Here is a 24412-nt window from a genome sequence, read left to right as displayed (position 1 = left end):
CTTTTATCCCTATAAAAACATTATTTGATAAGTATCTAAAGTAAAAATGTGCTACTATACAACTATAAATAAATGAGAGGTGTAAAATGAAGAAGTTTTTAGCACTATGCCTGGCTTGTGTGTGCCTATTGCAGTTGGCCTTGCCTATGTCTGCACACGCAGCCGTTTCGGAGGATCCGGTTCCGATCAGTACGACGTTTTCGAAACAATTTTTGTATGAGAAAACTTTAGATCTCAGTGCTTTGCACACCACGGAAATCCCCCAAACAGCTTTTGACTTCGTGGTAGAGACCATGGACGCCGAAGAACTGGACAGCTATCTGCCTGCAACGCCCTATAGCAATCCTACAGGGACGGTAGTGATTCGCCCCGGCGCATTTGTCGATCCCAATCAAAAGACGGTGCCTTTTAGTCACGTGGAGTTCGGAACACAGCATCCTTTAAGCGCCGAGCCGACCCGCTACCATCAAGCACTGACCGAAGTGATGGATGCCTATAACGCCGATACCAAGCCGGTATTGGATGCTGACGACGACTTCGACGAATATTGGGCCAGACTGCAGCTCTACAAAGCGCAACACAAAGAAAAAGAAAGGTTTATTCAAAACTACGCATTTTCTTACCTTTGGGGTGAAGGCGAAAACGGCAACGGTAAACTTTTAAGCCGTCCTCGCCGCGCCTATGAGGACGCCTATTTACAAAATGTGGAAAATTCCCTTACCTGGCCAAAAGATACTATTGCCTTTAATGATGCCTTCTACATGATGCCGCCTTTTGACTTCGCTGCATTTTCGCCGCAGGATCCTGAAGATTATCCGTGGAATGACACCCATCCCGACTACGGTTTACTGAAGAATGTGGATAACAACCAACTTTTCTTATTGAATAACGAACCTTTCTTCTCTGTTGACGACGACGGCAACACCGTGAATCCAGGGTTCGGGCACGATTTCGTAGAAAACTGGCTTGCGGAATTGTATAAAGTACATCGACCTTTTTATACTCATGAAGCGAAAAATCCGGACGGCACCTATCAATCCATCGCCATGCCTTTATTCAGCGAGCACGACCTCGTCCCTTTAAAAGCTCAAATCTCAGCGGTAAATGATCAATTTAATCAAGAGACCAGCCAATATACTTATTCCGTCAGTCGTTTCCTTTTAAGAGAAGCCCCGGCGGGCGAAGATTTTGAAGCCAACAACGACACCAAAATTTTGGATATTTACTTCACCGGCGCCGGCTCTGCCTTTGAAGTATTTGAATTCATGATTTTCAACACCGTGGACGAAGCCGCTGCCTATTATGCTAATTTGAATCAAGAGCAACGAATCGGTTCGATTGCAAATTTGACCCCTGTCACCTTTACCAATGTCGCCAAAGGCGCAACACCTGTAGAGCCTGAGCTCACCACTATTCATGCAGAAAAAGTATGGCTGGGACAAAATCCCGACCACTTTGCCGTGATGCTGAATTTATATCGCCACACGGCGCAGGGCGATCGGGAGTTGGTGGCACAGAATCCTGAGATTACAGAACGCATCGACAACGGCCGTTACACTTATGACTATCTCTGGAAAGACCTGCCTGTAAAAGACGCTAACGACAACCTGTATCGCTACTCAGTGCAAGAAGTTGGTGAAACCGACGGTAAATTCCATGCTTCAGGCCATGACTACAAAGTAACATACAGCGGCAGTGCTCTTGACGGCTTTACCGTGACCAACACCAAAGATGACGATGTCCCGAACCCTTGGGTTCCTATCGTGACATCAAAACCGAATGACGTGTCCCATTTAAATACACAGGATCATTATCAATACCTCTTCGGCTATCCGGAACATACTTTTGAAGCCGACGCCTCAATGACGCGCGGTGAAGTCACCATGATGTTTGCACGGCTGATGAAAAATAAACCGTCGCGCACCGACACGTTTGATGCACCTTTTAGTGACGTCGCCAATGCGGATTGGTACCACGATGCCATCGCCATTATGAACGACAAGAAGATCATCACGGGCTATCCCGACGGTAACTTTGGACCGAATGCACCTATTACCAGAGCGGAGTTCGCAGCTATGGCATCACGATTCACCGGCATGAAAGCAGCAGATATGACCTTTAGTGATGTGGATGAGAGTCACTGGGCGTACAAATATATTCAATCCGCCGTCGCCTTAGGCTGGGTCAACGGCTTCCCTGACGGCACCTTTAAACCGGAACAGCCGATCACAAGAGCTGAAGTCGCAACGATCACCGATAAAATGCTAAGCCGCGCTGCCGATAAAGCCTATGTGGACACACATCAAGACCGCTTAGATGTCTTTACTGATTTGGATCACACCCATTGGGCCTATTACAACATCATGGAAGCGGTGCACGGCCATGAATATGAACGCGCCGCCAACACCGCCACGATGGAAGAAACGTGGACTGAGTTGACCAACAAGGCATTTGATATTTACAACTAACGCTAAACCCGGGTTCAACACCGGGCAAATAAAAAAGGACTGCAAGAAATACCTTGCAGTCCTTTTTTATTGTCGTTATGCACCCGATACCAGTGCCTCGTTGTGAGCATTCAATACCTTGCGGCGAAGCACAACGCCTTTTTGTCTCACGTCCGTCACGCCGGATCTTATGCCTGTGTGGACGCTGTGTCCGCCTTGTTTGCTTTCTTAGTTTTCTTCGTAGAACACTTTGAACACATCGATAAAGTAATCCACGTCCTTCGCGCCGGTCAGTTCACGGCATGCGTGCATGCCCAGGGTGCTCATCCCGATATCTACAGAGTGAATGGCGATTTGAGATGTGGATATCGGCCCAATGGTGGAACCGCCCTTCTTGTCGCTGCGGTTGTGATAGGTTTGATACGGTACATTCGCCAAGTTACAGTAGTGGATAAAACGGCCGGCACTGTACGCATCTGACGTATAGGCACGGTTCGCCGCATACTTGATGACAGGACCTGCCCCGAGCCTCGGACGGTTGGTCGGATCCGCCGCTTCCGGATAGCTTGGATGCACAGCGTGAGCCGCATCGGCCGAGATGAGGAAGGAGCGTTCGATCATGGCAAGATACTCATCACGGTCTTTGCCGAGGGCAAGTGCCAAGCGCTCCAACAGACGCCCGAGCACCGGAGAATCGGCGCCGGCATAGGATGTGGAGCCCACTTCTTCATTGTCCGTGGCCAAAAAGACATTGATGGCCGTGTGATCGCCGGCTTCCAAAAAGGCGATCAGTGATGTGTATGCCATAAAGAGGTTGTCCTGACGGCCACATTGAATCAATTCTTCATTGAAGCCGATACGATCCGCCGGCTGAGTGTCATAAAGGTAGAGATCATAGTCTAAAATCTCACCGCCGACTAACGCCGCCACTTGCTCAAGCAAAACGGTTTCGGTCATGCCTTCATGATCCATCCCCACAAGGGGTAACAGGTGGGTCTGTGGATTGAGTTCAAACCCCTTGTTCACGTCACGGTTCATGTGAATGGCCAGAGACGGAATGGTGCAGACCGGTTTTTCAAAGTCCACATGCTTCATGACTACATGGCCCTCCTCCAAGACGCTCACACGGCCTGCGATGCTCAGCGGTCGATCCAGCCAGGTGGAATAGATCGGTCCGCCGTACACTTCTGTGTTCAGCAAGACGCAGCCTTCTTTTTTCATCACCGGGTTGGCCTTAATACGAAATGCCGGAGAGTCGGTGTGAGAGCCCACGATGTTAAAACGGTCGGCGTCGGCTCCGATGTTAACGGCGAGGATCCCGGTATCGTCCAAGCGAAGGAAAAATTTTTCGCCGTCCAAAGTGAACGCTTCGGTGCTTTTCAGCTCTTTATAGCCTTGCGCCACCAGAAGTGCTTCCAAATTCTTGGCGGCAAAGTATTGGTTTTTAGATGCGTTTAAAAAATCGATAAAATTATTTGTGTGCACGGAGTACCTCCTCCAATTTATTGTAACGAACGGTAATATCGTCTTTATCCAAATCTGTCAGTTCCCGAATGGACAGGGCATAGCCGATGGCGTGGTACAGCGCCTCGTCATAGTTTTGATCCAGTGCCCCTTGCGCCTGTTTGATAAGCTTGGACAAGTCATTGTACATGAGCACGGTCTCGTGTTCGTCGGCCACATGGGCCATGAGATACGACAGCGTCCACGCGGCATTTGTCTCGGTCAGCACGCACTTAAACGGAATGACGATGCCTTCTTCTTTCAGCGCCATGAGAAACTGGCCCATTTCATTTCTGTCAAAGGAACTGAAGATGACAAACTCCGCACTGTGTGCCTCGCCGTCGCCTTCAGTGCGTTCGAAGCCTTCCATGCCGAAGATATAACCCACTTTTTGGTTCGTGTCCTCATCGTCTATCGCCATGGCATCGATGTCAAAGGATGCCGCAATCGCCTGCAGCACAGCTTCCCGTTCAGGACTGAATCCATAGTAGAAAAATTGTTTATTCATGTGCTCTCCTTCCATAAAGCATCTCCTATAGTATAATACAGACAGGAGGAAAAATGAAATCACTACACCGTATCCCCAATGAAAAAATGAAAGGATATAGCCTGTCCGTCATCGGATGCATCAGTTGGGCCTTCTCCGGCATCTGCGGCGAAGTCCTTATGAACGCCGGCATACCGCCGCGTCTGATCGTCTCTGTGCGCCTTTTATTATCCGGCGTTGTCCTTTTATTTATATCCTCTTTTCAATCAAACGACGCCGTAAATCTCTTAAAAAATAAAAAGGATTTGCTTCGGGTGTTAGCGTTCGGTCTTGGCGGCGTCTTTACGTCTCAGTTCGGCTACATTCACGCCATCTATTATACCAATGCTCCCACTGCCACCATCCTTCAGTTTCTCTCCAGTGCCATGCTGGTCGCCGTGGTGTGTCTGTTGGAAAAACGCCTGCCGAAATTTATCGAAGTAAGTGCCGTGATCCTTGCTATCTTTGGCATCACCGTCCTCACCACCCACCTCAACCTGCACACGCTGATCATCGACCCTTCAGGCCTCTTTTGGGGCTTCTTCTCCGCCTTCGGTGTGGTGGGCTATGTCATGCTGCCTTCTCAGCTTTTTTTGTCCTACAACAAACTGAGTGTCATTGGTCTTGCGATGCTCCTCGCAGGCCTGCTAAGCCTGCCCATCCTTCGCCCATGGAAGCTGTCGTTCACAACAACGCCGTCGCTCTTGCCGGCTTGGATCGGCATTGTCCTCATCGGGACCATCGTGGCCTACACCTTCTTTATCATCGGTGCCGCCATCCTCGGCCCCACCACCAGCGGTCTCATCTCCGGACTGGAAGCCGTGGCATCGGTTCTTTTTTCCGTCCTGCTCCTAGGCGCTTCCTTCCACCCCTTGGATCTTGCCGGCATGGGTTTGGTGTTGGTGAGTATTCTCCTCTTAAGTCTGCGTGATCGCCCGCCCTACCGTTTTAAGCGTCCCCGTCGTTACAAATCCTCCTGACTTCTCTCGGACGTCTTCCCTGTCATCCCACGCCATCCCCGCAAAAAAAGAGAGCCCGAAGGCTCTTTTTTTACGAAAACTATTCTAATACATAAACTTTGACGTTGCGGCGTCCGAAGCGGATTGCTTCAGCGTGAGACCCGTAAAACAGATCAATACGGTTCCCCTTGATGGCCCCGCCGGTGTCTTCCGCCACGGCATAGCCGTAAGTTGGAAATCCGTCCATGCTCTCAATGTAGAGCTTAGTCCCGAGAGGAATCACCCGAGGGTCCACCGCTACAGCTCCGACACGAGCGCGAGTGCCCATAGCGGTTTTTGAGCCGGCGCTCGGATCATAAGCCGTTGCCTGCATCACGATGACACGCTTCGCGTTCACACCGTTAGGTGCTACCGTCTTCGGCTTTTCTTTCGTCCCATTTTCCACAACGTGAGTTACCGGTTCCTGCTCCACTGCGGAAGCCAACACATCAATGGATACCAACACATTATTCACATAGGTATTTTGAACTTGCTCCCGACGTACACCCTCTTGACCTTGTTGGATCACTTTGGACTCGCCTTGATACATCTCAGGATTGTCCCGTGACTGTGTCTCATAGGCAATGGCAACGGTCTGCTCGAAAGCTTCTTTGCGAACCCGCTCAATCACGATAGGCTGGTTGGGTTTGGCCGGCGCCGTCACTTTAGGTGTGACCACGTCGTAAGGATTTAAGTGAATGCCGATGTTTGCAATCACCTCGCCCACCGTATCACCAATGGCGGACGCTATGTACTGACTCGTACCGTCGGTAATTTTATAGCTCTTTGGCGCTTTGATAATAATGTCCATGTCATCTGTGATCAGGGTATCCAGTGACGGTTCCACCACGTCCTGATCATCCAGAACAATACCTTCATTGTCTAAAAAGTCTGCGACGGTCTCTGTATACGTGACCACCTTTTGGGCTTTCCCGTCTACTATCAAGCTCACTTCCTTACTCATAACGGTGTTAAAACCCATCGTGAGCATCGAGGAAAGAATCACACCGCCAAGTGCAAAACTCACGGCTTTCTTTCTCCAGTGATTTGAGTTTAAATTCATTGCAGCCTCCTATACTTAAGTTACAAATTTGTCTATTTTGTAACTAATTTGTCATTTCTGTCTTGTACAGTATACTAGAGGCTGTAAAATTTGTCAACATTTTGTAACTATTTGCCCGGAGTGTCTCGCTTACAGGACTTAGCCGTCGATCCTAGGGCGATAACCGTCCAAGCGCCGCTTCAACGCCACGGCAAACGCGTAAGTAATCTGAGCGGTAAAACCCCAGATAACGTGATCGTTATAGGTATAAAAGTGAATGTCATCCGTCGCTTTCATAAAGTTGTAGTCCTTGCCATTGGGGATAAGCTCGTAGGGAAAGTCCGACGGATTTTCCATGTGCATCGCCACGTGGTAAATCTTCGGCTCATGTTCCAGAAAGTAACGCACCGGCACCCAAAAAATCTCTTTCACTTCGTCGGTGGAAAAGTCAATCGTCCTCGGATCTCGTTTCAACTCGCCGCAAAAAGAGTAGACTACCGTGCGGGCTCGTGTGACAAGAAAATCACTTTCCATAACAATCGCCACATCCTCAGGTGCAACCAACAGTTCTTCAACCGTCTCCCGCACTGCCGCATCCCGCGGCGTCTCCCCCGCTTCAATACGCCCGCCGGGAAAGCTCACTTCCCCCGGCTGACTGCGCAGTGTATCGCTTCGCACTTCATAGAGCAGGCACACCTCACCGTCCACCTCCACCATCGGAATGAGGACACTGTAGCGCCGATTGACTCCGACGGGCAAACTAATAAAGCCCTCCAAAGCCGTTTTGATTGTTGACATCGATAAGTTGTGCTCCATAGTATCCTCCTGTTGGTATCCCACCCGATGTGATGAAAAAAGAGCCCGAAGGCTCTCATCCCGAATATAATGCCCTTCAATATAGATGGCAAATACCTCGTATCTCTGTCTTAAGCGTCTTTTCCATCGCCGGGATCAATTTGCTTCAATTCAATATGGTTGTCCGTCAACAGCTTCATCGCATAGTCATCTATGCGGTACGCCTCTTGGTAGACAATGCGTTTGATGCCGGCCTGTATCAACGCTTTGGTGCAGTTTAAGCACGGAAAATGCGTCACATAACAACTGCATCCTCGCACGCTGGTGCCTTCCTTGGCGCAGTATAGCAGTGCATTCATCTCCGCATGGATCGTGGCGATACAATGTCCATCCCGCATGGTGTGGCCGATTTCATCACAGGAGGGATTGCCTGCGACAGAACCGTTGTATCCCGTAGAGACGATACGGTGCTCGTCATTGACAATGACGCAGCCCACAAACGCACGATCACAGGTCGATCGCGTCGCCACCATCTGTGCTATAGTCATAAAATAATCATCCCATGGTTTTCTCATTGCGCTTCCTTTGCCAACACATCGGCTCGCTCGTTGAGTGCAACACCGGTGTGTGCTTCCACTTTAATAAATTCAACGACCAGACGTCCCTTTAAAGCCTGATAACTATCCCGATAAGCCTTCGTTGCCGTCTTATTGGCTCGCCAGTCTCCGGTGGCCCAGGCTTCAATGCCTTTGTAATCGTAGTGTAAGTAGAGCTTGCGATAGCCGAGCTCTATGGCTCGCTCCATGGCTCGCATCGCACCGCGAATTTCGCCGGCAACATTCCTCAGACTCGCATCCGCATCGGAAAATCGCTTGGATCCTTCCTCGATGATGATCGTGCCGTCAGTCAGCACATACCCGTAAGAGAATGTACTATCGCTCAAGCGATAGGAGCCGTCCACATAGGCGATCAGCTCGCCCTCGCCGGTCTCAGACACCTGATCTTTTACTTTCTTTGCATCTATACCCTGAACGTAGGCCTGCGCCTCAGCTTCCGAGGTAAACTTTTTGTACTCCGCCCCTTTGTATCCATGGACAGCAGCTTTGCATGCCTCCCAGGTGGGAAGCACGCCGGTTGTGCGACCAACCCGCACGGCGTAATAATTCATAACGACCTCCGTCTCCATTATACCAAAGCATTTCCCCGCTACATATGATATACTGAAATTAAAAAAGGGGGATCACATGAATCAACAACAACTTGAAAAAATGCAAACCGGCAAGGGTTTCATCGCCGCCCTGGATCAAAGCGGCGGATCCACACCGAAAGCGCTGCGTCTCTACGGCGTGGACGAATCTGCTTACCAATCTGAAGAAGAAATGTTCGAGCTCGTGCACACCATGCGCACCCGCATTATCAAAAGCCCGGCTTTTAACGGCGACAGCATTCTCGCCGCCATTCTCTTTAAACGCACCATGAATTCCAAGATCGACGGCAAGTACACTGCCGACTACCTTTGGGAAGATCTTGGCATCGTGCCGCTTCTCAAAGTGGACGAAGGCCTCGCTGAAGAAAAAGACGGCGTGCAGCTGATGAAAGAGATGAAAAACTTGGACGAACTCCTCGTACAAGCCAAAGAACGGCGCATATTCGGCACCAAAATGCGCTCCGTGATTAAAGAAAACAACCCCGAGGGCATTAAAGCCAATATTCACCAACAATTTGACTATGCGAAGAAAATTATTGCAGCAGGTCTCGTGCCGATTGTAGAACCGGAAGTGGATATCCACGCCGAAGATAAAGCTGCCATTGAAGCAGCGGTCCACGATGCACTGAAAGCGGAATTGGAACAACTGGACAGTGATGCCAAACTCATGTTCAAACTCACATTGCCGGAAGAAAAAGACCGCTATTTAGACCTGTTGGCGTTCGACCAAGTCGTTCGCATCGTTGTGCTCTCCGGCGGCTACTCTCGCGAGGAGGCCAACCGCCGTCTGAAAGACAACAAAGAACTTATTGCGTCCTTCTCCCGCGCCCTTTCTGAAGGCCTGAACGTGAACCAAACCGATGACGAATTTGACGCCATGTTAAAAGACACCATCGCCGCCATTTACGACGCGTCCGTGAATAAAAACTAACATGCCCGCAACCCTCTGTCCTATGCAGAGGGTTGTCGCGCTTTCTGCCATTCATGCCACGACAAACATCTCGATGTTACTTTCTGTTGCTAGCAGCAACGCCCCGAGTCGGTGTACGTTGGTTGTGAAAGGAGAACACTTATGTTACACGAAAATATTAAAGCCCTGAGAACATCGAAAGGCCTTTCACAAGACGAACTGGCTGTGAAACTCAACGTCGTGCGCCAGACGGTATCCAAGTGGGAGCGAGGTTTATCCGTCCCGGATTCAGAGATGTTACTGGTGTTATCTCAAGTCTTTGACACGCCGGTCAGCGCACTCCTCGGCGAGACCGTCGCCGAGACGACGCCTGACGATGTGAAGGTCATCGCTGAAAAACTGGAAGTCATCAATACACAACTGGCACGGCACACGGCGGCAAAAGCCAAATGGTGGCGCCGACTGTTTATAGCCGCATGGGCGGTGCTCGCGCTGACACTCCTTACACTGTACCTCATGGGCAGTCCCTATTTGTCATGGGACTATAGCAACCCTGAGACAGCCGTAATGGGCACACTCTTCCACGCCTTTGAATGGCTTGCCGCACGCATCGTGCCTCTGATCCTTGCAGGTCTTGCGGCGGCCATAGCCATCAAGCGACTCAAAGGTAAACATTTATAAGACATAACAAAAGGAGACCCATGACGGTCTCCTTTGTCTTTGTCTTTGTCTATTCTCAACCTAATACCTGGTCGATTAGTAGGTGTCCCGTTTTTTTCGGTACGCGATAAAGGTCGCCTCATCCTCGGCAATGAAAAACGGATTGATGGCGCGTTCTCTCTCAATGGTGCTCGGCAAGGTCCGCCGACCCTGTGCACGCATGGCTTTTACTTCGTTATATGCCGATTCAATGTCCCGATTCTCGGGCAGTACGTCCCTTGCAAAGGTGAGGTTGGTCAAAGTGTACTCGTGAGCGGCATAGACTTCTGTCCCAGGCGGCAAAGCTTTAAACGCCGCCATGGTCTGAAACTGTGCATGGAAGTCTCCGGTGAAAACTCGACCGCAGCCTGCAGAGAACATCGCATCACCACAAAACAGCTTACCGTCAGTGAGGTAGCTGATATGCGTCTCGGTGTGTCCCGGTGTGCTGAGCACGTGAAACACCCGACCGTCCAGCGTCACCGTGTCCCCTTCAGCGACAACCGCCGTCGCAAGCTGTCCTACCTCCCGGGGTCCGTAGACGGATACATCGGGATAAGCTCTAACCAGCTCCGCCACACCACCGGTGTGATCACCATGCTTGTGCGTAGTGAGTATCCCTTGAAGTGTCAGGCCTCTATCCTTTAAAAAAGCAAGCACCGGTGCCGCTTCACCGGGATCGACCACCACAGCACCCTCTGTTACAATGACCCAAATATAATTATCGTTTAATGCGGGAATCCCATATATCATAGCTGTCTCCTTTCCGGTACGTGATAGCGTGCCTTGCCGACGGTCTTCGTACCGTATTCAATTGCCGCCACCGGGCACTTGCTCAGGCAAGCCATACAGTGGGTACAGTGCCCCAACCACGTGGGTTTATCATCCTCTTTACACTCAATGTTTTTCAGCACACAGACCTTTTGGCACAGACCACAGTGAATACACGCATCCGTAGCATAAAACTTTTTATCCTTGACGATAAACTGATAGAAAAGCCGATTCACCGGCCCGGACTTAATACGATCCAGCGCTGTTATATGCCCTTTGGCCACAGGCTTATGGCCTTTGACAAGTTCGGCAAAGTCATCAATGGCCGCAAGACCCTTTTCAATAATGCGTCGGCTTTCTTCATCGTTCGGCACAGAAAATAGCGCGAGATAGTTTTCCGGCATCACAACGGTATACAGACCTTTAAAGGTGAGTCCCCTGCTGGTGAGCTCTTCCTGAGCATAGTCCCACGCCGCCCCGGTGTCTGTCCCGCAGTTTAAGACCACATAGACGTCTTTGTTGCCATAGAAAGTACTTTGCTTTAAAAATTCTGAAATAAATCGCGGTATTCGCCAACTGTACGTGGGCAGCACCAAAACGTACGGCGTGTCCGATTCAAAGGCAGGGTACTCGCCCTTTCGAATGTAGGGGAATAAATCCTCGCAGCTGTCATTCAATGTATCGCTAAGCCGTTTGGCCAACAGCGCAGAGTTCCCCGTCCCTGAAAAATATAAAATCATAATGCCTCCTGGGTTTTCTATCCCCATACTTACCCAATCCGCAAAGAATCTAAGGACATGAGCCGTGTTTTGGGTATGAGTTATACAGAAATTTTTAAGGAGGCTATTATGAAAAAACTCAATGTCCTGGCACTGAGCGCCCTGCTTCTTCTCGTAGCGTGCGGCGACGACTATGGCAGCCAGTTTAAAGGTAAGACTTATCAAAGCGACAACGGTCAAGTGGTGGTAGAATTTAACCGCTCAGATGTTAAAATCACCACGCCTCAAGGCGAAACGGAATACGACGATCCGAAGTTCGATCGCAAGACCATGACCATTAACGCCAACGGTATGGATCCTATTCAAGTCAATGACGACGACAACCTCACAGTCGGCGGCGTAGCTGTAGAAAAGAAATAGATAATAAAAACTCGCCGAGATCACTCGGCGAGTTTTATTATCCGCTTATAACTTGTGCTCGTGCAGCTTACCAAGAGACTCCGTCAAACTCTCATGGTGCACCGTGCGAGCGTCAAAATGAAAAAGCTTAAACGCCAGTTGCACAAAGAGACCGCCGCTCAGTGCGCCGATGATTGTCCCGATCCCGAAACTGCCGCCGAGAAAAATCCCGAGGATGACCACAACGGTTTCCGCAATAATTTTCGCATAGCCCATTTGAAGCCCGGTACGCTTGCAAATCGCCACATAAAAGCTGTCTCGCGGTCCGGCCCCGAGCTGAGGTGCCATATAAAAGTACGTGGCAAAGCCTACAATCGTTAAGCCGATAACCAGAAACGCACCACTGCCAAGGGGTGTCGTCATGGTCGTAAAAATTCCCAAATTCATGTGAAACTGCATAAAGACCCCGATGAGCACGGCATTGCCCAACGTGCCGATGCCGATCGGCTCCCCCAACAAGAGGGCGATGACCATAAAGATGACCGATGTCACGACATAGGCACTTCCGAGGCTGATACCAAAGCGCGCCGCCATGCCGCCGTGAAACACGTTCCATGCGTCCACCCCAAGTCCGTTGTACACCAAGAACGTAAGTCCCAATCCATAGAGATAGAGTCCAAATACTAAACTGATTATCCGTCTTGCCATGGCAGCCTCCCAGTATGCCTTTAAAGTATTATCTTATTATATCCTATTTGAATCTTTTTTTGCAGAATTTGGGGCAGTATTTTTATGTTGCCCGCCGACATCCTCACGTTATTCCGGTACCACAGCATGGAATTTTTCGTTCTCATCGTAGTTTTACGCAAAAGCTCAACGAAATTACCTAAATATAGTATATAATGGTAATAAACTAGCTAGGAGGTATACCATGTCAAAATATTTTCTCAAGCAGAAGATGATGCGCACCGTGCTCATTGCCCTGGTGCCCATACTTCTTGCCGCCATCTATTTGCAGGGCTGGCGCGTGTTATTTTTGACGCTGATCAACCTCGCCGGGGCTCTTGCTACAGAGTACTTGTGCGAACGATATATTTTTAAGCGCAAAAAAATCTCAGAAGCCGTGTTAGTCACTGCCGTACTATATACCATGACACTGCCCGTGTCACTGCCTGTGTGGATTTCTCTTGTGGGCATCATATTTGGAGTCTTCTTCGGGAAGATGGTTTTCGGCGGTTTTGGAAAGAACATTTTTAACCCTGCCATTGTCGGTCGTTGTTTTATTTATATCAACTTTCCCGAACCCCTCACTATCCAATGGAACGGCGTCACACAACTGGGTGATTTCCCGGGCGGCTTTGCACAATGGATCCTGCCCCACATCGACGATGTCACCGGCGCAACGCCAATGCTCGCATTTCGAAACCATAACATGACGACGGCGGTGACCGACCTTCTCTTCGGTCAAGTCTCAGGTGTCATGGGAGAAACGGTTAAAGTTCTGATTCTCCTTGCTGCCATCTACCTCATCGCCAAAAAAGTGGCGTCATGGGAAATTATGGCAGGCTGTGCTGTCGGCTTTGTCGGTCTCAGCCTTATCCTGACTGCCATGGGTTTTGAGAATGTCAATGCACCGCTTGCCGGCATCCTCTCCGGCGGTTTTCTCTTCGGCGCCGTCTTTATGGCAACAGATCCCATCTCATCAGCCAAAACGACTCCGGGCAAGTGGATTTTCGGGATTATTATCGGTGTTGTCACGGTGATTATTCGAAGCTTTGCCCTCTTCTCCGGCGGCATGATGTTTGCCATTCTCATTGCCAACACCTTTGCGCCGATTATTGATTACGGTTTTACCCGTGCCAAGAAAGCAAAGGCAGCGAAAAAGGAGGCAGTGTCATGAAAAAAGAAAAACAATCCATTGCTTATCCTGTCATCTTTCTTTCCGTGCTGACCTTAGTGTATATTTTCGTCCTGGCCGGACTGGATTTTATGACCAAAGACGTGGTGGCACAAAACCAGGCTCTGGAACTGGAAAAGAAAATTCTCTATGTCTTCAACTTACAGGATGATTACACCACCGACGATGAAGCTCGGGCCCTCTTTAGCGAACGTGTGACAACGGTTAGCGAGACTGTGGACGGCGAAGCCAAAACTTACGCCCTCCTTGACGGCGATAAAGAAATCGCCTATGCCGTACCGTTTGCCGGTCCCGGCCTTTGGGGCAGCATCACCGGCTACTTAGGTGTCAACAGCGACTTTACCACCCTAACCGGTATCGAATTTATCACCCAGTCGGAAACCCCGGGTCTTGGCGGCCGTATTGCCGAAGAAGCGTACAAAGCGCAGTACCGTGGCCTCGATATCTCCGCCGCGTCCGACAAACTTTTCGTAATCAATCGTCCGGCTCCCGGAGGCAATATTGATGCCATCACCGGTGCCACTCAGACATCCAAATTTGTCGTCAATATGGTCAATGACGATCTGGACACATTCTTAAAGGAGGTCCGCCATGGCGAATAAAAAATTAAATGTCAAAGCCATTTTCAAAAATGGTCTCTTCGCCGACAATCCGGTTATTTTCCAAATCATCGGCATTTGCTCCGCACTGGCGGTCACGAATCTGATGATGAACTCCTTGATCATGGGCCTTGCCCTGGTCTTTGTCACAGGGTTGTCTTCATTTACCGTCTCTCTTCTAAAGGATCGCACCCCCGCCCACATTCGCATGTTGGTTCAAGTGCTCATCATCTCAGCCTATGTGATTATCGTCAATATCTTCCTGCAAGCTTATATGCCTGCCATGTCCAAAGCTTTGGGACCTTATGTCGGGCTCATTATCACCAACTGTATCATCATGGGGCGTGCGGAGGCCTATGCTATTTCCAATCCGCCTGTAGCGTCTCTTCTCGACGGTATGGCGGCAGGTTTAGGCTACACCGCCGTGCTCCTTGCCATTGCTTTTGTCCGTGAACTGCTCGGCTTTGGCACCCTGTTCGGCATTCCCGTCTTACCTGAAAGTGCCACGGCCTGGACGCTGATGATTATGCCTCCCGGCGCATTCTTCGTCCTATCAATCTACATTTGGATTGCCCGAAGCAAGCGCATCAAACAGGAAGCAGCTCAAGAGAAAGGAGGTCAGCGCTAATGCCAAACATTCATCCACTGGTTATATTTTTCGCATCGATCTTCACATCCAACATGGTCTTCTCCAACTTCCTCGGGATGTGCTCCTTCATCTCCGTATCCAAGGAAATTCCCACAGCAGCCGGGCTCGGTATTGCCGTGACCTTTGTTCTCTCCATCACCACCGTATTAAACTATCTGGTCTACCACTACATCATGGTGCCTTTCGGTCTGGAGTACCTGCAGTACATCGTCTTTATTCTGGTCATTGCCGCCTTTGTCCAGCTCCTTGAAATGATTATGGAACGCTATATGGAACAACTGTACTATGCCTTGGGGATCTTTCTGCCGCTAATCACAGTAAACTGCGCCATCCTCGGCGTCTCCCTGTTTATGGTCATTCGAAACTACACCTTTATGCAAAGTTTGTTTTTCGGTGTGGGTTCCGGACTCGGGTGGCTGCTCGCCATTCTCTCCATGGCGGGGATCCGCTCCCGAATTAAAGAAGCCAACCTTCCTGCAGGCCTTCGCGGCCCCGGCATCACCTTAATTATCACCGGCATTATGGCCATGGCCTTTATCGGATTCTCCGGTATTGTTCAAATCTCGTAGAAAGGAGCACACGATGGAAACTATATTGATTACCGTTGCAGTCATCACAGTGATTGCAGCTATCCTTGCACTGCTCCTCTCTCTGGCGGATAAGTACATTGCCGACTACGGTGACGTAGAACTCACCATTAATGCCAACGAACCGCTCACCGTCAGTGCCGGCAACTCCCTCTTAAGCACCCTCCGCGATGAAAAAATCTTTATTCCTTCCGCCTGCGGGGGCAAAGGGACTTGCGGTTACTGCAAAGTGAAAGTCCTGGAAGGCGGCGGCCCCATCCTCGCCACGGAAAAAAGTTTGGTCACTGCGGAAGAGGCAGCCAACGGCGTGCGTCTGTCCTGCCAGCTCAAAGTGAAAAACAACATTCACATTGAAATCCCTGAAGAGCTTTTCAATGTGCGTGAATTTGAAGCGGAAGTCATCGGCGACGACCACGTCACGAAAACCATCAAGCGTATGCGTTTTAAACTGCCGGCAGATTTGGACTTCAACTTCAAACCTGGTCAATATGTACAGCTTAAAGCGCCGCCTTATGAAGGCAGTGACGAAGAAGTCTACCGTGCTTACTCCATCGCTTCCTCAGCAGGCGACCACGGTCATTTGGAGCTGCTTATCGGCTACACCGGCGGGATCGCCACGACCTATGTCCACCAGCACCTAAAGCAGGGAGACACTGTCGACATCAACGGCCCTTACGGTGACTTCTACTATCAGGACGGCGACTCCGATATTCTTTTGGTGGCCGCAGGTACCGGTATGGCGCCGATCATCTCTATTCTGCACCATATGCGGGACAACAATATTCAGCGTAAGGCACGTTTCTTCTTCGGTGCCAAAACGCCGGACGACCTCTTTATGACCGACGAGCTCAAACAGTTTGAAAAAGATCTTTACGATTTCAAATACTTGCCAACTCTCTCTCGTGTCACCGACGACATGGCTTGGGACGGCGACCGAGGCCGCGTTAACGTCTCCATTGAAAAATACGTGGAGGATGGCGGCAACTACACTGCCTACCTCTGCGGCAGTCCTCAAATGATCGACTCCATTGTCGAATCCCTCCATCAAAAACATATCCCTGATGAGGCCATCTTCTTCGATAAGTTCTAACACAAACACCTAGCCGCCGGCTGTACCTGTGGCCAGGTGTTTTTTCATCTGCACGTCGACTCACGGATTTTTATAACCTCTGCCTCATTCCCTTTCCCTATAGGATAAAATTCGATATAATATCTTCATGAACGTGAAAACAACACAAATCCTCAAAAAGCTCACAGGGTACGTGCTCATCTACGGGCTTTTCGCCGCTGTGATTCTCTATTTTAATATGAACAAGCGCTATCTGATTTTCAATACGGCGCTCAGCTTTATCCCTTTGGTGATCACATCCTTTCTCTTGACGCGAAAAGGAGATATTCTGACTTTTTTCGGCTTTATCGCAAGCGCCATTTTCTATCCCAACGCCCTGTATATGTTCACGGACTTCATTCACATTAAAACCTCGGACTTTTATAACATCTATGGCGGTGAGGTGGTCTATGTGACCGACGCGCTTCAGTGGATTGAACTAGCGGCGGAAGTTGGTTTGATTGTATTGTCCCTGGTGGTGGGTTATGAAACCTTTGTGAATTTTCTAAAGCTTTTAAAGTGTTACGAACACAAAGTGGCGGCCTTTATTCTCTTGATCTTCACGTCGGGTGCCACCGCTGTAGGTATTTATGTCGGACGCTTCTTGCGCCTGAATTCGTGGGAAGTTTTGCAGCTGCCATCCATTGTACAAAAGCTCATCACAAGCTACAGTGACAATGATCTCATGCTCTTATTAACATTTGCATCCCTTCACTTTGTCATCATTCTTTTATTTGCCAACTTGAAGCGGGATTAAGGAGGAACTATGAACAACAATAAAACTCTGGGCATTACTATATTCCTTGCCCTTTTACCGCCACTGGCGGCCATGATGGCACATCGTGGCGGTCAGGATGCGTCGTTATTGGTGACGATGTTGTGGGTGATGGCAAATTTTCTATTTGTCTCTACCATTTGGGAGCTTTTTACCAAGTACCACAAACTCACCGTACTGCCGGGACTGAAGCTCAATCACTTAAATTACATCACACAGCTCGGCGTCTATCTGGTATTTTTAATTTTTATTAACCTCTATCTCTATGCCAGTACGTATGCACCGACTGATCCGAAGTTCCAATTTTTAGCCAACCCTCTCATCCTCGGGGCGATTCTCCTCGTATTTTTTGTCAATCTCCTCTCGGGAATTTTTGAGGACAAAACGGAAGGCCCGAAAGATACGGACATTTATAAATTCAGCAATCAAAATTCCTTACGCACCGGTCGAGATACCTTGAATATCGCCGGCGGCATCTATGACAACGGCATGATTATGGGAAGCTTGATCGTCCCTTTTGATTCTATTAAAAGCGCCTACACAGACAAAGCACAGACGTTAAACATTCGCGGCAAGCTGGATGGACGCAGCTACCTCATCGCCATGGATGCTCCGAAGACACGAGATCGCTTTATAGGTTACTTAAAAGATGCTATATCGCAAGGCAAATTGGATGCCGACAAACTGCAGCTAAAAAAATAAGCCAGGTCGTAAGACTTGGCTTATTTTATTGGATATGTTATCTGTAGATCTCACCAGTGGCTCTAAAGTGAATCAGCTGTGCGGTGATACTGATGCCCAATTCGTTCGGTGTTTGTGCCGCAATAGCGACGCCGATAGGCGATGTAATGCGTTCAAGCTCCTGTGGCGTAAAGCCGTTGTCCATATGACGCCGGTTGACAGCATGGCGCTTTTTGCGACTGCCCATCGTCCCGATATATCTCGGATTCCGACGCATCGCATGGGCCTCTGCAAGCTCATCATACTTGTGAGATCGAGTGACAATGACCACATAGTCCTCCGGTTGAATCGCAATAGTTGCATCAATGTGCTCGAAATCGATCAGATAACGTGCCGATGCCGTGGGAAATTGCACCGTCGTAATAAGATCCGCCCTGTCATCACAAACCACCACATCAAACCCTGCATAACTTAACAGCGGCGCCGCCGCACGGGCAACGTGCCCTGCACCGAATAAAATCACCCGTCCCGGACGCTCTATCCCTTCAACAAATACACCGTCCCGATACACAAAGTTTTTGTCGCGATCGAAAGCTACCACAACTTCCGCCATCCGCGCCGATGTCAATGTGCCCCACGTCACTTCTCCGACACTAAAGCCGTAGCCTTCAGCGGACTGCACCATCATAAGACGCTCCGATGCCATGGCCTCCAGCGCCCTCTCAAAATCAGGTCGATCCTCAGTCTGCAAGACGAGAAAATTTAAAGTCGCTTCACCGCCACAAACCATGCCGATGTCCTCCGTGGCATTCGGCGCCAGGATAAAAGTGTGTTGTGCGTGGGTACCACGCTCCAGACAGGTCTTCGCAGTTTCAATGGCGTTAAATTCCAAGCTGCCGCCGCCAATGCTCTCAAAAATGGTGCCGTCCTCAAAAACAATCATCTTGGCGCCTTCCGATCGAGGGGTGGAACCGAAGCTCTGCACCACCGTAACAAGGACCAGATTCTCACGTTGCAGTGTAGCGACGACCTGTTCAAATATGCTGTGCATATGACCTCCTTATAGGCTGCGAATGACATCGCCGGGATAGATCATTCCCCCGATCAGCACCCGCGCGAAGATCCCTTCTCGAGGCATAATGCAGTCGTGAATCTTTTGCTTGATGGCACAGTCGGCGTGGCATTCTTTGCCGATTTGCGTAATTTCAATGACAGCACAATCCCCGATGCGAAGTCGGGTACCGATTGGCAGTCGCTTCAACTCGATGCCTTCTGTGGTGAGATTTTCCGCAAAGTCGCCAAACTTGAGTTCCATTTTTGCCGTCCGTCGCATATACTCGATGGATTCCTCCCCCAAAAGACTCACCTGACGGTGCCATGCTCCGGCGTGAGCATCGTGTTCAATGCCGTGTTCTCGAACGAGACACGCCTTATCTACCGGCAATTTGATTTCTCCTTTTCGCTCTGAGATATTAATTCCTTTAAGTCGGCCGTAAACTGCCTCTCGTTGAAATGTGCCGGACTTGCCTCCGGACTTTGCCTCCAGTTGCATTTGTTCAATGACGATGCCGCGATCCACCGCTTTGCACATATCGTAAATAGTCAGCGCCGTCACACTTGCTGCCGTGAGGGCTTCCATTTCCACACCTGTGGGTGCATTGCAGCAGACGGTGGCGGTAATGTGCACTTCAGTACGATAGATCTCAAAGTCGATGTCCACACCCTCTAAAAAGATGGCGTGACACATGGGAATGAGCTCTTGGCACTTCTTGGCCGCCATAATTCCCGCAATTTTAGCTGTAGTGAGCACGTCGCCTTTTTTCATCCGATTCTCTGTGATCCCGACGATTGTTTCCGGCTGCATGACCACCACGGCATGTGCCGTAGCCTGACGTTTGGTGGCCGGTTTATCCCCCACATTCACCATTCTCGGACGTCCCTGTGCATCAAGATGTGTAAATTCCATTTATCCTCCTATTCTATTCATAGGTTTATCAGTTAAGGCGCCTTCATCCAGGTGATGTGTCTGCGGTTTGATCATAGCGCTTTGCACCATCAGTGCTTTCAGTTTGTCTCTGTCTCCAAGGGCCTCGCTAAGACTGAGTCGCAAATCACTGTGCAGACATGGAATAAGATGACCCGTCGCATCCACTCTCAGACGGTTACAGGAACTGCAAAACTTACAGCTCATCGGACTGATAAAGCCGATACGCCCCCGTTTGCCCGGACACCTGTAATAGGTCGCCGGACCGTTATCTAAAGATGGGACAGCTTCAAGTTCGGGATGGGAAGCTAAAATCCTTTGATTCGATACAATGAGGTCTTTAAAGTCTCTGCCTGTACCAATGGGCATCAGCTCAATAAAGCGTACGTCCACATCGTCCCGATGAGCCAGGTCGAAAAAGTCCGTCACTTCATCATCATTAAATCCTGACATCAAAACGACATTGAGCTTAATAGGCGTAAATCCAACACGCCGCGCTGCCTCAATCCCTTGGTATACATCCTCCAAGTGCCCCCATCGAGTGATGGCGTGATACTTGTTGGGATCCAGCGTATCGAGGGAAATATTGACTCGGTTGAGTCCGGCGGCTTGTAAGTCGTCAGCCATGCTCTCAAGAAGTATGCCGTTAGTGGTGAGACTGATGTCACGAAAGCCTATCTGACTTGCCTTTTGAATCAGCGCCACAATACCTTTTTTCACCAGAGGCTCGCCGCCGGTGAAGCGCACTTTATCAATGCCCAATTCTTTCGCCGCCGCCAAAATTTCACAGTAGTCTTCGATAGTAAGAAGCTTATCATGATTGATATACGGCACACCAGTCTCCGGCATACAGTATCGGCACCGGAGGTTGCACTTATCCGTGACGGAAATTCTCAAATAGTCAATCTGTCGTCCAAATGCATCGTTCACGTACTCACCTTATCTTCTGTGGTCCTAGTGGTGTGGTCACCGTGAAAGGTATGATCTTCCGGTGCTCCCAAAATTAAATCAATCCCGTGGCTGAGGAGGGGAAGTACCACGTCTAAATTCTCCTCAATGGCTTTCACGCTCCCCGGTAAATTGATGATGATACTGTCTTTGGCAATGCCGCACACCTGGCGTGAGAGCATGGCATGAGGCGTAATTTTATAACTTTCATAGCGCATAAGCTCAGCAAGACCTGGCGCCTCTTTATCAATGACCGCCCGCGTAGCTTCCGGAGTGACATCCCGCTTGGCAAACCCTGTGCCGCCTGTGGTGATGATCACATTGGCTCCTTCATCGACCATGGCGCGAAGATGCGCCTCAATCTTGGCCTTATCATCTTCCACCACATGATAGCTGAGTCGCGTGTAGCCGTGACGCGCCATCACTGCCATCACCTTCTGACCGCCCAAGTCTTCCAAACCGTCTAAGGCTCGACGGTCACTGGCCGTGAGCACACTGTAGGTATAACTCATAGTAAACCTCCCACACCCCAGGTTGCAATCTCCTCTGAGGTGATCGGATCGTCTGCAAAAATTCGCGGCAACACCACATCCAGACTGGTAAACGGTGCGTGCATGGATGCTCCCGGTACCCCGACAAGTATCGTGTGATCATACCTCGCCAAGGTCAGCATATTGCCGGGCTGCATGGGCACACCCTTGGTGATGAGTACCGTGCTCACCCCTTCAATAGCATCCATGGTCACATCGTCTGGATCGACTGACATCCCTCCTGTAAGCAGGATCAATGCTACACCGTCTTCAACAGCCCTGTGTATTTGCGCTTCAATAAACGCCCTGTCGTCCGGACAATAGACGACCTTATCCACCTCTGCCCCATAGTTCCGAAGTTTAGGACGCAGCACCCCTTCAAAACGATCCTGAATGCGTCCGGAGTAAATCTCTTCCCCGGTAATAAGGAGCCGCGTGACTTTCGCCATAAACGGCTTCACATGGAGTACCGGCGAACTAGCCCTGGCCAACTCGACCGCCTGTGCCACGTTCGCTTTTAAGGTGACCAGAGGGATAATTCGAAGCCCGGCTACCGTCTCCCCCGCCTTGACTGCCTTTTTGTCCGCCACGGTAACGAGGGTGTAATCGCCGACACTGTTGATGGCCTGAACTGCCTTGGCATCGACCACAAAGAGACCGTCGCACGCTGCTTTTATCGTAAACTTGCCTTCTTTAGGGCCTTCGTAGATTAAGGTGTCGCTGCCTATAACTTCCACGACAGCACGGGCAGCGTCCTCTTCATGAACTTCTTCGACACCGGGTTCCCAAATATAGATGTGGTTCTTACCCATGTCCCGAAGCACGTCCAGATCCTCCGGCGCAATAACATGCCCCCGGGAGAAACGCACACCTTTAAATCCGCTGTCCGTAATGCCGGTCAGATCATGACACAGCACCTCACCGACAGCTTCTTCTATTTTGACTTTTTTCATGCGTGTTCCTCCCAAAAATAACATTGACGGCGGTAGATATAAATGACCTCCCGACCGGTTAACGGCACGTCCGCAACCACGTACAACTTCACGCCGTTTTCCAATACAAAGACACTCTCAAAGCCTTTTGCCGTCTCCATTTCCCTTGCCACGTGACCGTGAAATGCAATCTCACCCTCAGTGTAGACTCTGCCGTTGAAGCCAACTTTGCCGGCATCCCCGTTAAACGCCGCCGCACCAAGATTCACCTGCCAACCCGTGGCATACAGACCTGTCCCTTTGCTGATCACATCACTGATGTTGATGTAGCCAACCATTTGGGCCTCCAAGGTGGATTGCGGTGCGCCGCAGAAAGCTTCCACCGATCGCACCGGCGATGTCCGCCCCTGATCCATCACACTCACAACTTCGGAGAAATACTTCACTTCCTCAAAGTTGTGGGTGACCAAAATTTGCATATCAAATTGATCCTCAATGAGACCTTGTATGCCCTCCATGATCTGTCCTTTAACATAGCCGTCCAATGCCGAGAACGGCTCATCTAACAGGAGGGTCTTCGGCCTGTTCACCAAAATTCGTCCGAGGGCCACACGTTGCTGCTGACCGCCGGATAATGTCTTCACCTTTTGCCCGAGTACGCCTTCAAGACCCAAAAGCTTCACCACGTGCGTCACGTGGGCCGCCTCACACCCTCGCCCTGCCATGTGTAAGTTTGCCGCGACCGTTTTGGTAGGAAAAAGGGCGTAGTTTTGAAAGAGGTAACCGATACGTCGCGCCTGAGGCGGAAGATTAATATGCGCTTCGGAATCAAAAAGGGTTTGTCCATTTAGAATAATCTGTCCCTTGTCCGGTGTCAAGATGCCCGCAATGCATTTTAACGTCACGCTTTTACCGCATCCTGAAGGGCCGAGCAGCGCCAGTTTATTTGCCGCCGTGTCAAGCTCCACATTCAGTTGAAACGGCCCCAGCTGCTTTTGAATATTAATGTAGGTGTGCTTCGCCATGACTGCGCTCCTCAAAAAAATTGATGGCCGTAAGCACCACAGCAGAAATGAGAAGATTCACCACAACCCATACCATCGCGGCCTCGTCGTTACCCGTGCGCCAAAGCTGATAGACCGCTGTGGAAATAGTTGCGGTTTTACCGGGCATATACCCTGCTACCATACTGGTGGCGCCATATTCTCCAAGAGCTCGTGCAAAGGCAAGAATGGAGCCTGCAATAATGCCTTTTTTACACGTAGGAAGTTTCACGCGCCAAAAGATAGCTGTGTCGGAAAGCCCCAAGGTCTGAGCCGCATAGGTGTAATCCAAATTGTAGCTTTCAAAGGCCCCCCGCGTGGTGCGATACATCAGAGGCAGCGCCACCACAGCCGTGGCGATCACACCTGCAACCCACGTCATGGTCACATTGGTGTGAAACAATGCATAAATGCCTCGTCCTATCAGCGCTTTCGGCCCCACAACTTTCAGTATAAAAAAACCAATAACCGTTGGCGGCAACACCAACGGCATAGTAATGATGACATCGCAAAGACCCTTTATGCCTCGGGAACATGCTGTCACCTTCTCAGCTAAAAACAGGCCGAGACCTACGACGATCACCGTGGCAAAAGCAGCAATACGAAGGGAATTAAAAAGCGGAAACCAATCCATGGTTCCTC

The 24412-nt window shown here is 50.0% G+C and carries 28 protein-coding genes; 12 read left to right on the top strand and 16 right to left on the bottom strand.

Translation table 11 applies throughout. The features are described 5' to 3' along the window. Positions 1-146: 146 nt before the first annotated feature. Positions 147-2468 (top strand): S-layer homology domain-containing protein, encoded by a 2322-nt coding sequence (locus O6R05_RS00580; protein ID WP_271191622.1) that lies wholly within the window; start codon positions 147-149, stop codon positions 2466-2468. Between the two features lie 207 nt (positions 2469-2675). On the opposite strand, the gene O6R05_RS00575 is transcribed toward O6R05_RS00580, so the two are convergent. Together O6R05_RS00575 and O6R05_RS00570 are read right to left on the bottom strand one after the other, a co-directional pair. Continuing rightward, the gene (locus tag O6R05_RS00575) at positions 2676-3932 is read right to left on the bottom strand and encodes a M18 family aminopeptidase (protein ID WP_271191621.1); all 1257 of its coding nucleotides are present in this window, start codon (positions 3930-3932) and stop codon (positions 2676-2678) included. Then, complete coding sequence (locus tag O6R05_RS00570; RefSeq protein WP_271191620.1) at positions 3919-4458, bottom strand: DUF3783 domain-containing protein; 540 nt, start codon at positions 4456-4458, stop codon at positions 3919-3921. The genes O6R05_RS00575 and O6R05_RS00570 overlap by 14 nt, the downstream gene beginning before the upstream one ends. Positions 4459-4511: 53 nt before the next feature. Here O6R05_RS00570 and O6R05_RS00565 point away from each other — a divergent pair, with 53 nt between their 5' ends. Then, positions 4512-5456, top strand: a complete 945-nt coding sequence (locus O6R05_RS00565; RefSeq protein ID WP_271191619.1) for a DMT family transporter — start codon at positions 4512-4514, stop codon at positions 5454-5456. 79 nt (positions 5457-5535) lie between these two features. On the opposite strand, the gene O6R05_RS00560 is transcribed toward O6R05_RS00565, so the two are convergent. The 4 genes from O6R05_RS00560 to O6R05_RS00545 form a co-directional block, all read right to left on the bottom strand. After that, positions 5536-6537, bottom strand: a complete 1002-nt coding sequence (locus O6R05_RS00560; protein WP_271191618.1) for a 3D domain-containing protein — start codon at positions 6535-6537, stop codon at positions 5536-5538. A 138-nt stretch (positions 6538-6675) separates the two neighbouring features. Beyond that, positions 6676-7332 carry an NUDIX hydrolase gene (locus O6R05_RS00555; protein ID WP_271191617.1) on the bottom strand — a complete coding sequence of 219 codons (657 nt, stop codon included), beginning with the start codon at positions 7330-7332 and terminating at the stop codon, positions 6676-6678. Between the two features lie 110 nt (positions 7333-7442). Continuing rightward, on the bottom strand, positions 7443-7886 hold the full coding sequence (locus O6R05_RS00550) for a deoxycytidylate deaminase (RefSeq protein WP_271191616.1): 444 nt from the start codon (positions 7884-7886) through the stop codon (positions 7443-7445). Further along, a complete protein-coding gene (locus tag O6R05_RS00545; protein ID WP_271191615.1) occupies positions 7883-8479 on the bottom strand; it encodes a ribonuclease H family protein in 597 nt (198 codons plus the stop codon). The genes O6R05_RS00550 and O6R05_RS00545 overlap by 4 nt, the downstream gene beginning before the upstream one ends. Positions 8480-8555: 76 nt before the next feature. Here O6R05_RS00545 and O6R05_RS00540 point away from each other — a divergent pair, with 76 nt between their 5' ends. Both O6R05_RS00540 and O6R05_RS00535 read left to right on the top strand, forming a co-directional pair. Further along, entirely contained in the window at positions 8556-9449 is an 894-nt protein-coding gene (locus tag O6R05_RS00540) for a fructose bisphosphate aldolase (protein WP_271191614.1), read from the top strand. A 141-nt stretch (positions 9450-9590) separates the two neighbouring features. Beyond that, positions 9591-10109 (top strand): helix-turn-helix domain-containing protein, encoded by a 519-nt coding sequence (locus tag O6R05_RS00535; RefSeq protein WP_271191613.1) that lies wholly within the window; start codon positions 9591-9593, stop codon positions 10107-10109. 75 nt (positions 10110-10184) lie between these two features. On the opposite strand, the gene gloB is transcribed toward O6R05_RS00535, so the two are convergent. Both gloB and O6R05_RS00525 read right to left on the bottom strand, forming a co-directional pair. Further along, entirely contained in the window at positions 10185-10880 is a 696-nt protein-coding gene (gene gloB, locus O6R05_RS00530) for a hydroxyacylglutathione hydrolase (RefSeq protein WP_271191612.1), read from the bottom strand. Beyond that, positions 10877-11638 (bottom strand): EFR1 family ferrodoxin, encoded by a 762-nt coding sequence (locus O6R05_RS00525; protein WP_271191611.1) that lies wholly within the window; start codon positions 11636-11638, stop codon positions 10877-10879. The genes gloB and O6R05_RS00525 overlap by 4 nt, the downstream gene beginning before the upstream one ends. 108 nt (positions 11639-11746) lie before the next feature. Between O6R05_RS00525 and O6R05_RS00520 the strand changes: the two genes are divergently transcribed. Continuing rightward, positions 11747-12037: a hypothetical protein gene (locus O6R05_RS00520; protein WP_271191610.1), complete on the top strand. Its 291-nt coding sequence runs from the start codon at positions 11747-11749 to the stop codon at positions 12035-12037. Between the two features lie 45 nt (positions 12038-12082). On the opposite strand, the gene O6R05_RS00515 is transcribed toward O6R05_RS00520, so the two are convergent. Then, complete coding sequence (locus tag O6R05_RS00515) at positions 12083-12724, bottom strand: YczE/YyaS/YitT family protein (protein ID WP_271191609.1); 642 nt, start codon at positions 12722-12724, stop codon at positions 12083-12085. 223 nt (positions 12725-12947) lie between these two features. Between O6R05_RS00515 and O6R05_RS00510 the strand changes: the two genes are divergently transcribed. The 7 genes from O6R05_RS00510 (at position 12948) to O6R05_RS00480 (ending at position 18354) form a co-directional block, all read left to right on the top strand. Further along, complete coding sequence (locus tag O6R05_RS00510; RefSeq protein WP_271191608.1) at positions 12948-13916, top strand: RnfABCDGE type electron transport complex subunit D; 969 nt, start codon at positions 12948-12950, stop codon at positions 13914-13916. After that, positions 13913-14536 carry an FMN-binding protein gene (locus O6R05_RS00505; protein ID WP_271191607.1) on the top strand — a complete coding sequence of 208 codons (624 nt, stop codon included), beginning with the start codon at positions 13913-13915 and terminating at the stop codon, positions 14534-14536. Before O6R05_RS00510 ends, O6R05_RS00505 begins: the two co-directional genes overlap by 4 nt. Further along, a complete protein-coding gene (locus O6R05_RS00500; protein ID WP_271191606.1) occupies positions 14526-15161 on the top strand; it encodes an NADH:ubiquinone reductase (Na(+)-transporting) subunit D in 636 nt (211 codons plus the stop codon). The genes O6R05_RS00505 and O6R05_RS00500 overlap by 11 nt, the downstream gene beginning before the upstream one ends. Beyond that, a complete protein-coding gene (locus O6R05_RS00495; RefSeq protein ID WP_271191605.1) occupies positions 15161-15751 on the top strand; it encodes an NADH:ubiquinone reductase (Na(+)-transporting) subunit E in 591 nt (196 codons plus the stop codon). Before O6R05_RS00500 ends, O6R05_RS00495 begins: the two co-directional genes overlap by 1 nt. 13 nt (positions 15752-15764) lie before the next feature. Further along, on the top strand, positions 15765-16859 hold the full coding sequence (locus O6R05_RS00490) for an NADH:ubiquinone reductase (Na(+)-transporting) subunit F (protein ID WP_271191604.1): 1095 nt from the start codon (positions 15765-15767) through the stop codon (positions 16857-16859). Between the two features lie 127 nt (positions 16860-16986). Next, complete coding sequence (locus O6R05_RS00485) at positions 16987-17634, top strand: DUF1361 domain-containing protein (protein ID WP_271191603.1); 648 nt, start codon at positions 16987-16989, stop codon at positions 17632-17634. A 9-nt stretch (positions 17635-17643) separates the two neighbouring features. After that, on the top strand, positions 17644-18354 hold the full coding sequence (locus O6R05_RS00480) for a hypothetical protein (protein ID WP_271191602.1): 711 nt from the start codon (positions 17644-17646) through the stop codon (positions 18352-18354). 37 nt (positions 18355-18391) lie between these two features. Here the strand turns inward: O6R05_RS00480 and O6R05_RS00475 are convergent, their stop codons facing one another. The 7 genes from O6R05_RS00475 to modB are packed head-to-tail and all read right to left on the bottom strand — an operon-like array spanning position 18392 to position 24404. After that, on the bottom strand, positions 18392-19384 hold the full coding sequence (locus O6R05_RS00475; protein WP_271191601.1) for an XdhC family protein: 993 nt from the start codon (positions 19382-19384) through the stop codon (positions 18392-18394). A gap of 9 nt (positions 19385-19393) precedes the next feature. Then, a complete protein-coding gene (gene moaC, locus O6R05_RS08265; protein ID WP_313791021.1) occupies positions 19394-20299 on the bottom strand; it encodes a cyclic pyranopterin monophosphate synthase MoaC in 906 nt (301 codons plus the stop codon). Further along, positions 20300-21247 (bottom strand): GTP 3',8-cyclase MoaA, encoded by a 948-nt coding sequence (moaA, locus tag O6R05_RS00460; protein ID WP_271191600.1) that lies wholly within the window; start codon positions 21245-21247, stop codon positions 20300-20302. It abuts the gene before it with no gap. Next, entirely contained in the window at positions 21244-21777 is a 534-nt protein-coding gene (locus O6R05_RS00455; protein ID WP_271191599.1) for a MogA/MoaB family molybdenum cofactor biosynthesis protein, read from the bottom strand. Before O6R05_RS00455 ends, moaA begins: the two co-directional genes overlap by 4 nt. Further along, positions 21774-22748: a molybdopterin-binding protein gene (locus O6R05_RS00450; RefSeq protein WP_271191598.1), complete on the bottom strand. Its 975-nt coding sequence runs from the start codon at positions 22746-22748 to the stop codon at positions 21774-21776. Before O6R05_RS00450 ends, O6R05_RS00455 begins: the two co-directional genes overlap by 4 nt. Beyond that, positions 22745-23752, bottom strand: coding sequence for a sulfate/molybdate ABC transporter ATP-binding protein (locus O6R05_RS00445; RefSeq protein ID WP_271191597.1), 1008 nt, complete (start codon positions 23750-23752; stop codon positions 22745-22747). Before O6R05_RS00445 ends, O6R05_RS00450 begins: the two co-directional genes overlap by 4 nt. After that, positions 23730-24404, bottom strand: a complete 675-nt coding sequence (gene modB / locus O6R05_RS00440; RefSeq protein WP_271191596.1) for a molybdate ABC transporter permease subunit — start codon at positions 24402-24404, stop codon at positions 23730-23732. Before modB ends, O6R05_RS00445 begins: the two co-directional genes overlap by 23 nt. Positions 24405-24412 lie beyond the last annotated feature (8 nt).

The organism is Peptoniphilus equinus, assembly GCF_027921445.1.
Classification (GTDB): Bacteria; Bacillota; Clostridia; order Tissierellales; family Peptoniphilaceae; genus Peptoniphilus; species Peptoniphilus equinus.
The sequence above is the reverse complement of the archived record's forward strand: the minus strand, read 5'-3'. Positions and strand labels throughout refer to the sequence as shown.

Coding starts and splice junctions, on each gene's coding strand:
- O6R05_RS00580 (WP_271191622.1), top strand. CDS start 147: ATGTCTGCACACGCAGCCGTTTCGGAGGATCCGGTTCCGATCAGTACG.
- O6R05_RS00570 (WP_271191620.1), bottom strand. CDS start 4,458: ATGAATAAACAATTTTTCTACTATGGATTCAGTCCTGAACGGGAAGCT.
- O6R05_RS00565 (WP_271191619.1), top strand. CDS start 4,512: ATGAAATCACTACACCGTATCCCCAATGAAAAAATGAAAGGATATAGC.
- O6R05_RS00560 (WP_271191618.1), bottom strand. CDS start 6,537: ATGAATTTAAACTCAAATCACTGGAGAAAGAAAGCCGTGAGTTTTGCA.
- O6R05_RS00555 (WP_271191617.1), bottom strand. CDS start 7,332: ATGGAGCACAACTTATCGATGTCAACAATCAAAACGGCTTTGGAGGGC.
- O6R05_RS00550 (WP_271191616.1), bottom strand. CDS start 7,886: ATGAGAAAACCATGGGATGATTATTTTATGACTATAGCACAGATGGTG.
- O6R05_RS00545 (WP_271191615.1), bottom strand. CDS start 8,479: ATGAATTATTACGCCGTGCGGGTTGGTCGCACAACCGGCGTGCTTCCC.
- O6R05_RS00540 (WP_271191614.1), top strand. CDS start 8,556: ATGAATCAACAACAACTTGAAAAAATGCAAACCGGCAAGGGTTTCATC.
- O6R05_RS00535 (WP_271191613.1), top strand. CDS start 9,591: ATGTTACACGAAAATATTAAAGCCCTGAGAACATCGAAAGGCCTTTCA.
- gloB (WP_271191612.1), bottom strand. CDS start 10,880: ATGATATATGGGATTCCCGCATTAAACGATAATTATATTTGGGTCATT.
- O6R05_RS00525 (WP_271191611.1), bottom strand. CDS start 11,638: ATGATTTTATATTTTTCAGGGACGGGGAACTCTGCGCTGTTGGCCAAA.
- O6R05_RS00520 (WP_271191610.1), top strand. CDS start 11,747: ATGAAAAAACTCAATGTCCTGGCACTGAGCGCCCTGCTTCTTCTCGTA.
- O6R05_RS00515 (WP_271191609.1), bottom strand. CDS start 12,724: ATGGCAAGACGGATAATCAGTTTAGTATTTGGACTCTATCTCTATGGA.
- O6R05_RS00510 (WP_271191608.1), top strand. CDS start 12,948: ATGTCAAAATATTTTCTCAAGCAGAAGATGATGCGCACCGTGCTCATT.
- O6R05_RS00505 (WP_271191607.1), top strand. CDS start 13,913: ATGAAAAAAGAAAAACAATCCATTGCTTATCCTGTCATCTTTCTTTCC.
- O6R05_RS00500 (WP_271191606.1), top strand. CDS start 14,526: ATGGCGAATAAAAAATTAAATGTCAAAGCCATTTTCAAAAATGGTCTC.
- O6R05_RS00495 (WP_271191605.1), top strand. CDS start 15,161: ATGCCAAACATTCATCCACTGGTTATATTTTTCGCATCGATCTTCACA.
- O6R05_RS00490 (WP_271191604.1), top strand. CDS start 15,765: ATGGAAACTATATTGATTACCGTTGCAGTCATCACAGTGATTGCAGCT.
- O6R05_RS00485 (WP_271191603.1), top strand. CDS start 16,987: ATGAACGTGAAAACAACACAAATCCTCAAAAAGCTCACAGGGTACGTG.
- O6R05_RS00480 (WP_271191602.1), top strand. CDS start 17,644: ATGAACAACAATAAAACTCTGGGCATTACTATATTCCTTGCCCTTTTA.
- O6R05_RS00475 (WP_271191601.1), bottom strand. CDS start 19,384: ATGCACAGCATATTTGAACAGGTCGTCGCTACACTGCAACGTGAGAAT.
- moaC (WP_313791021.1), bottom strand. CDS start 20,299: ATGGAATTTACACATCTTGATGCACAGGGACGTCCGAGAATGGTGAAT.
- O6R05_RS00455 (WP_271191599.1), bottom strand. CDS start 21,777: ATGAGTTATACCTACAGTGTGCTCACGGCCAGTGACCGTCGAGCCTTA.
- O6R05_RS00450 (WP_271191598.1), bottom strand. CDS start 22,748: ATGAAAAAAGTCAAAATAGAAGAAGCTGTCGGTGAGGTGCTGTGTCAT.
- O6R05_RS00445 (WP_271191597.1), bottom strand. CDS start 23,752: ATGGCGAAGCACACCTACATTAATATTCAAAAGCAGCTGGGGCCGTTT.
- modB (WP_271191596.1), bottom strand. CDS start 24,404: ATGGATTGGTTTCCGCTTTTTAATTCCCTTCGTATTGCTGCTTTTGCC.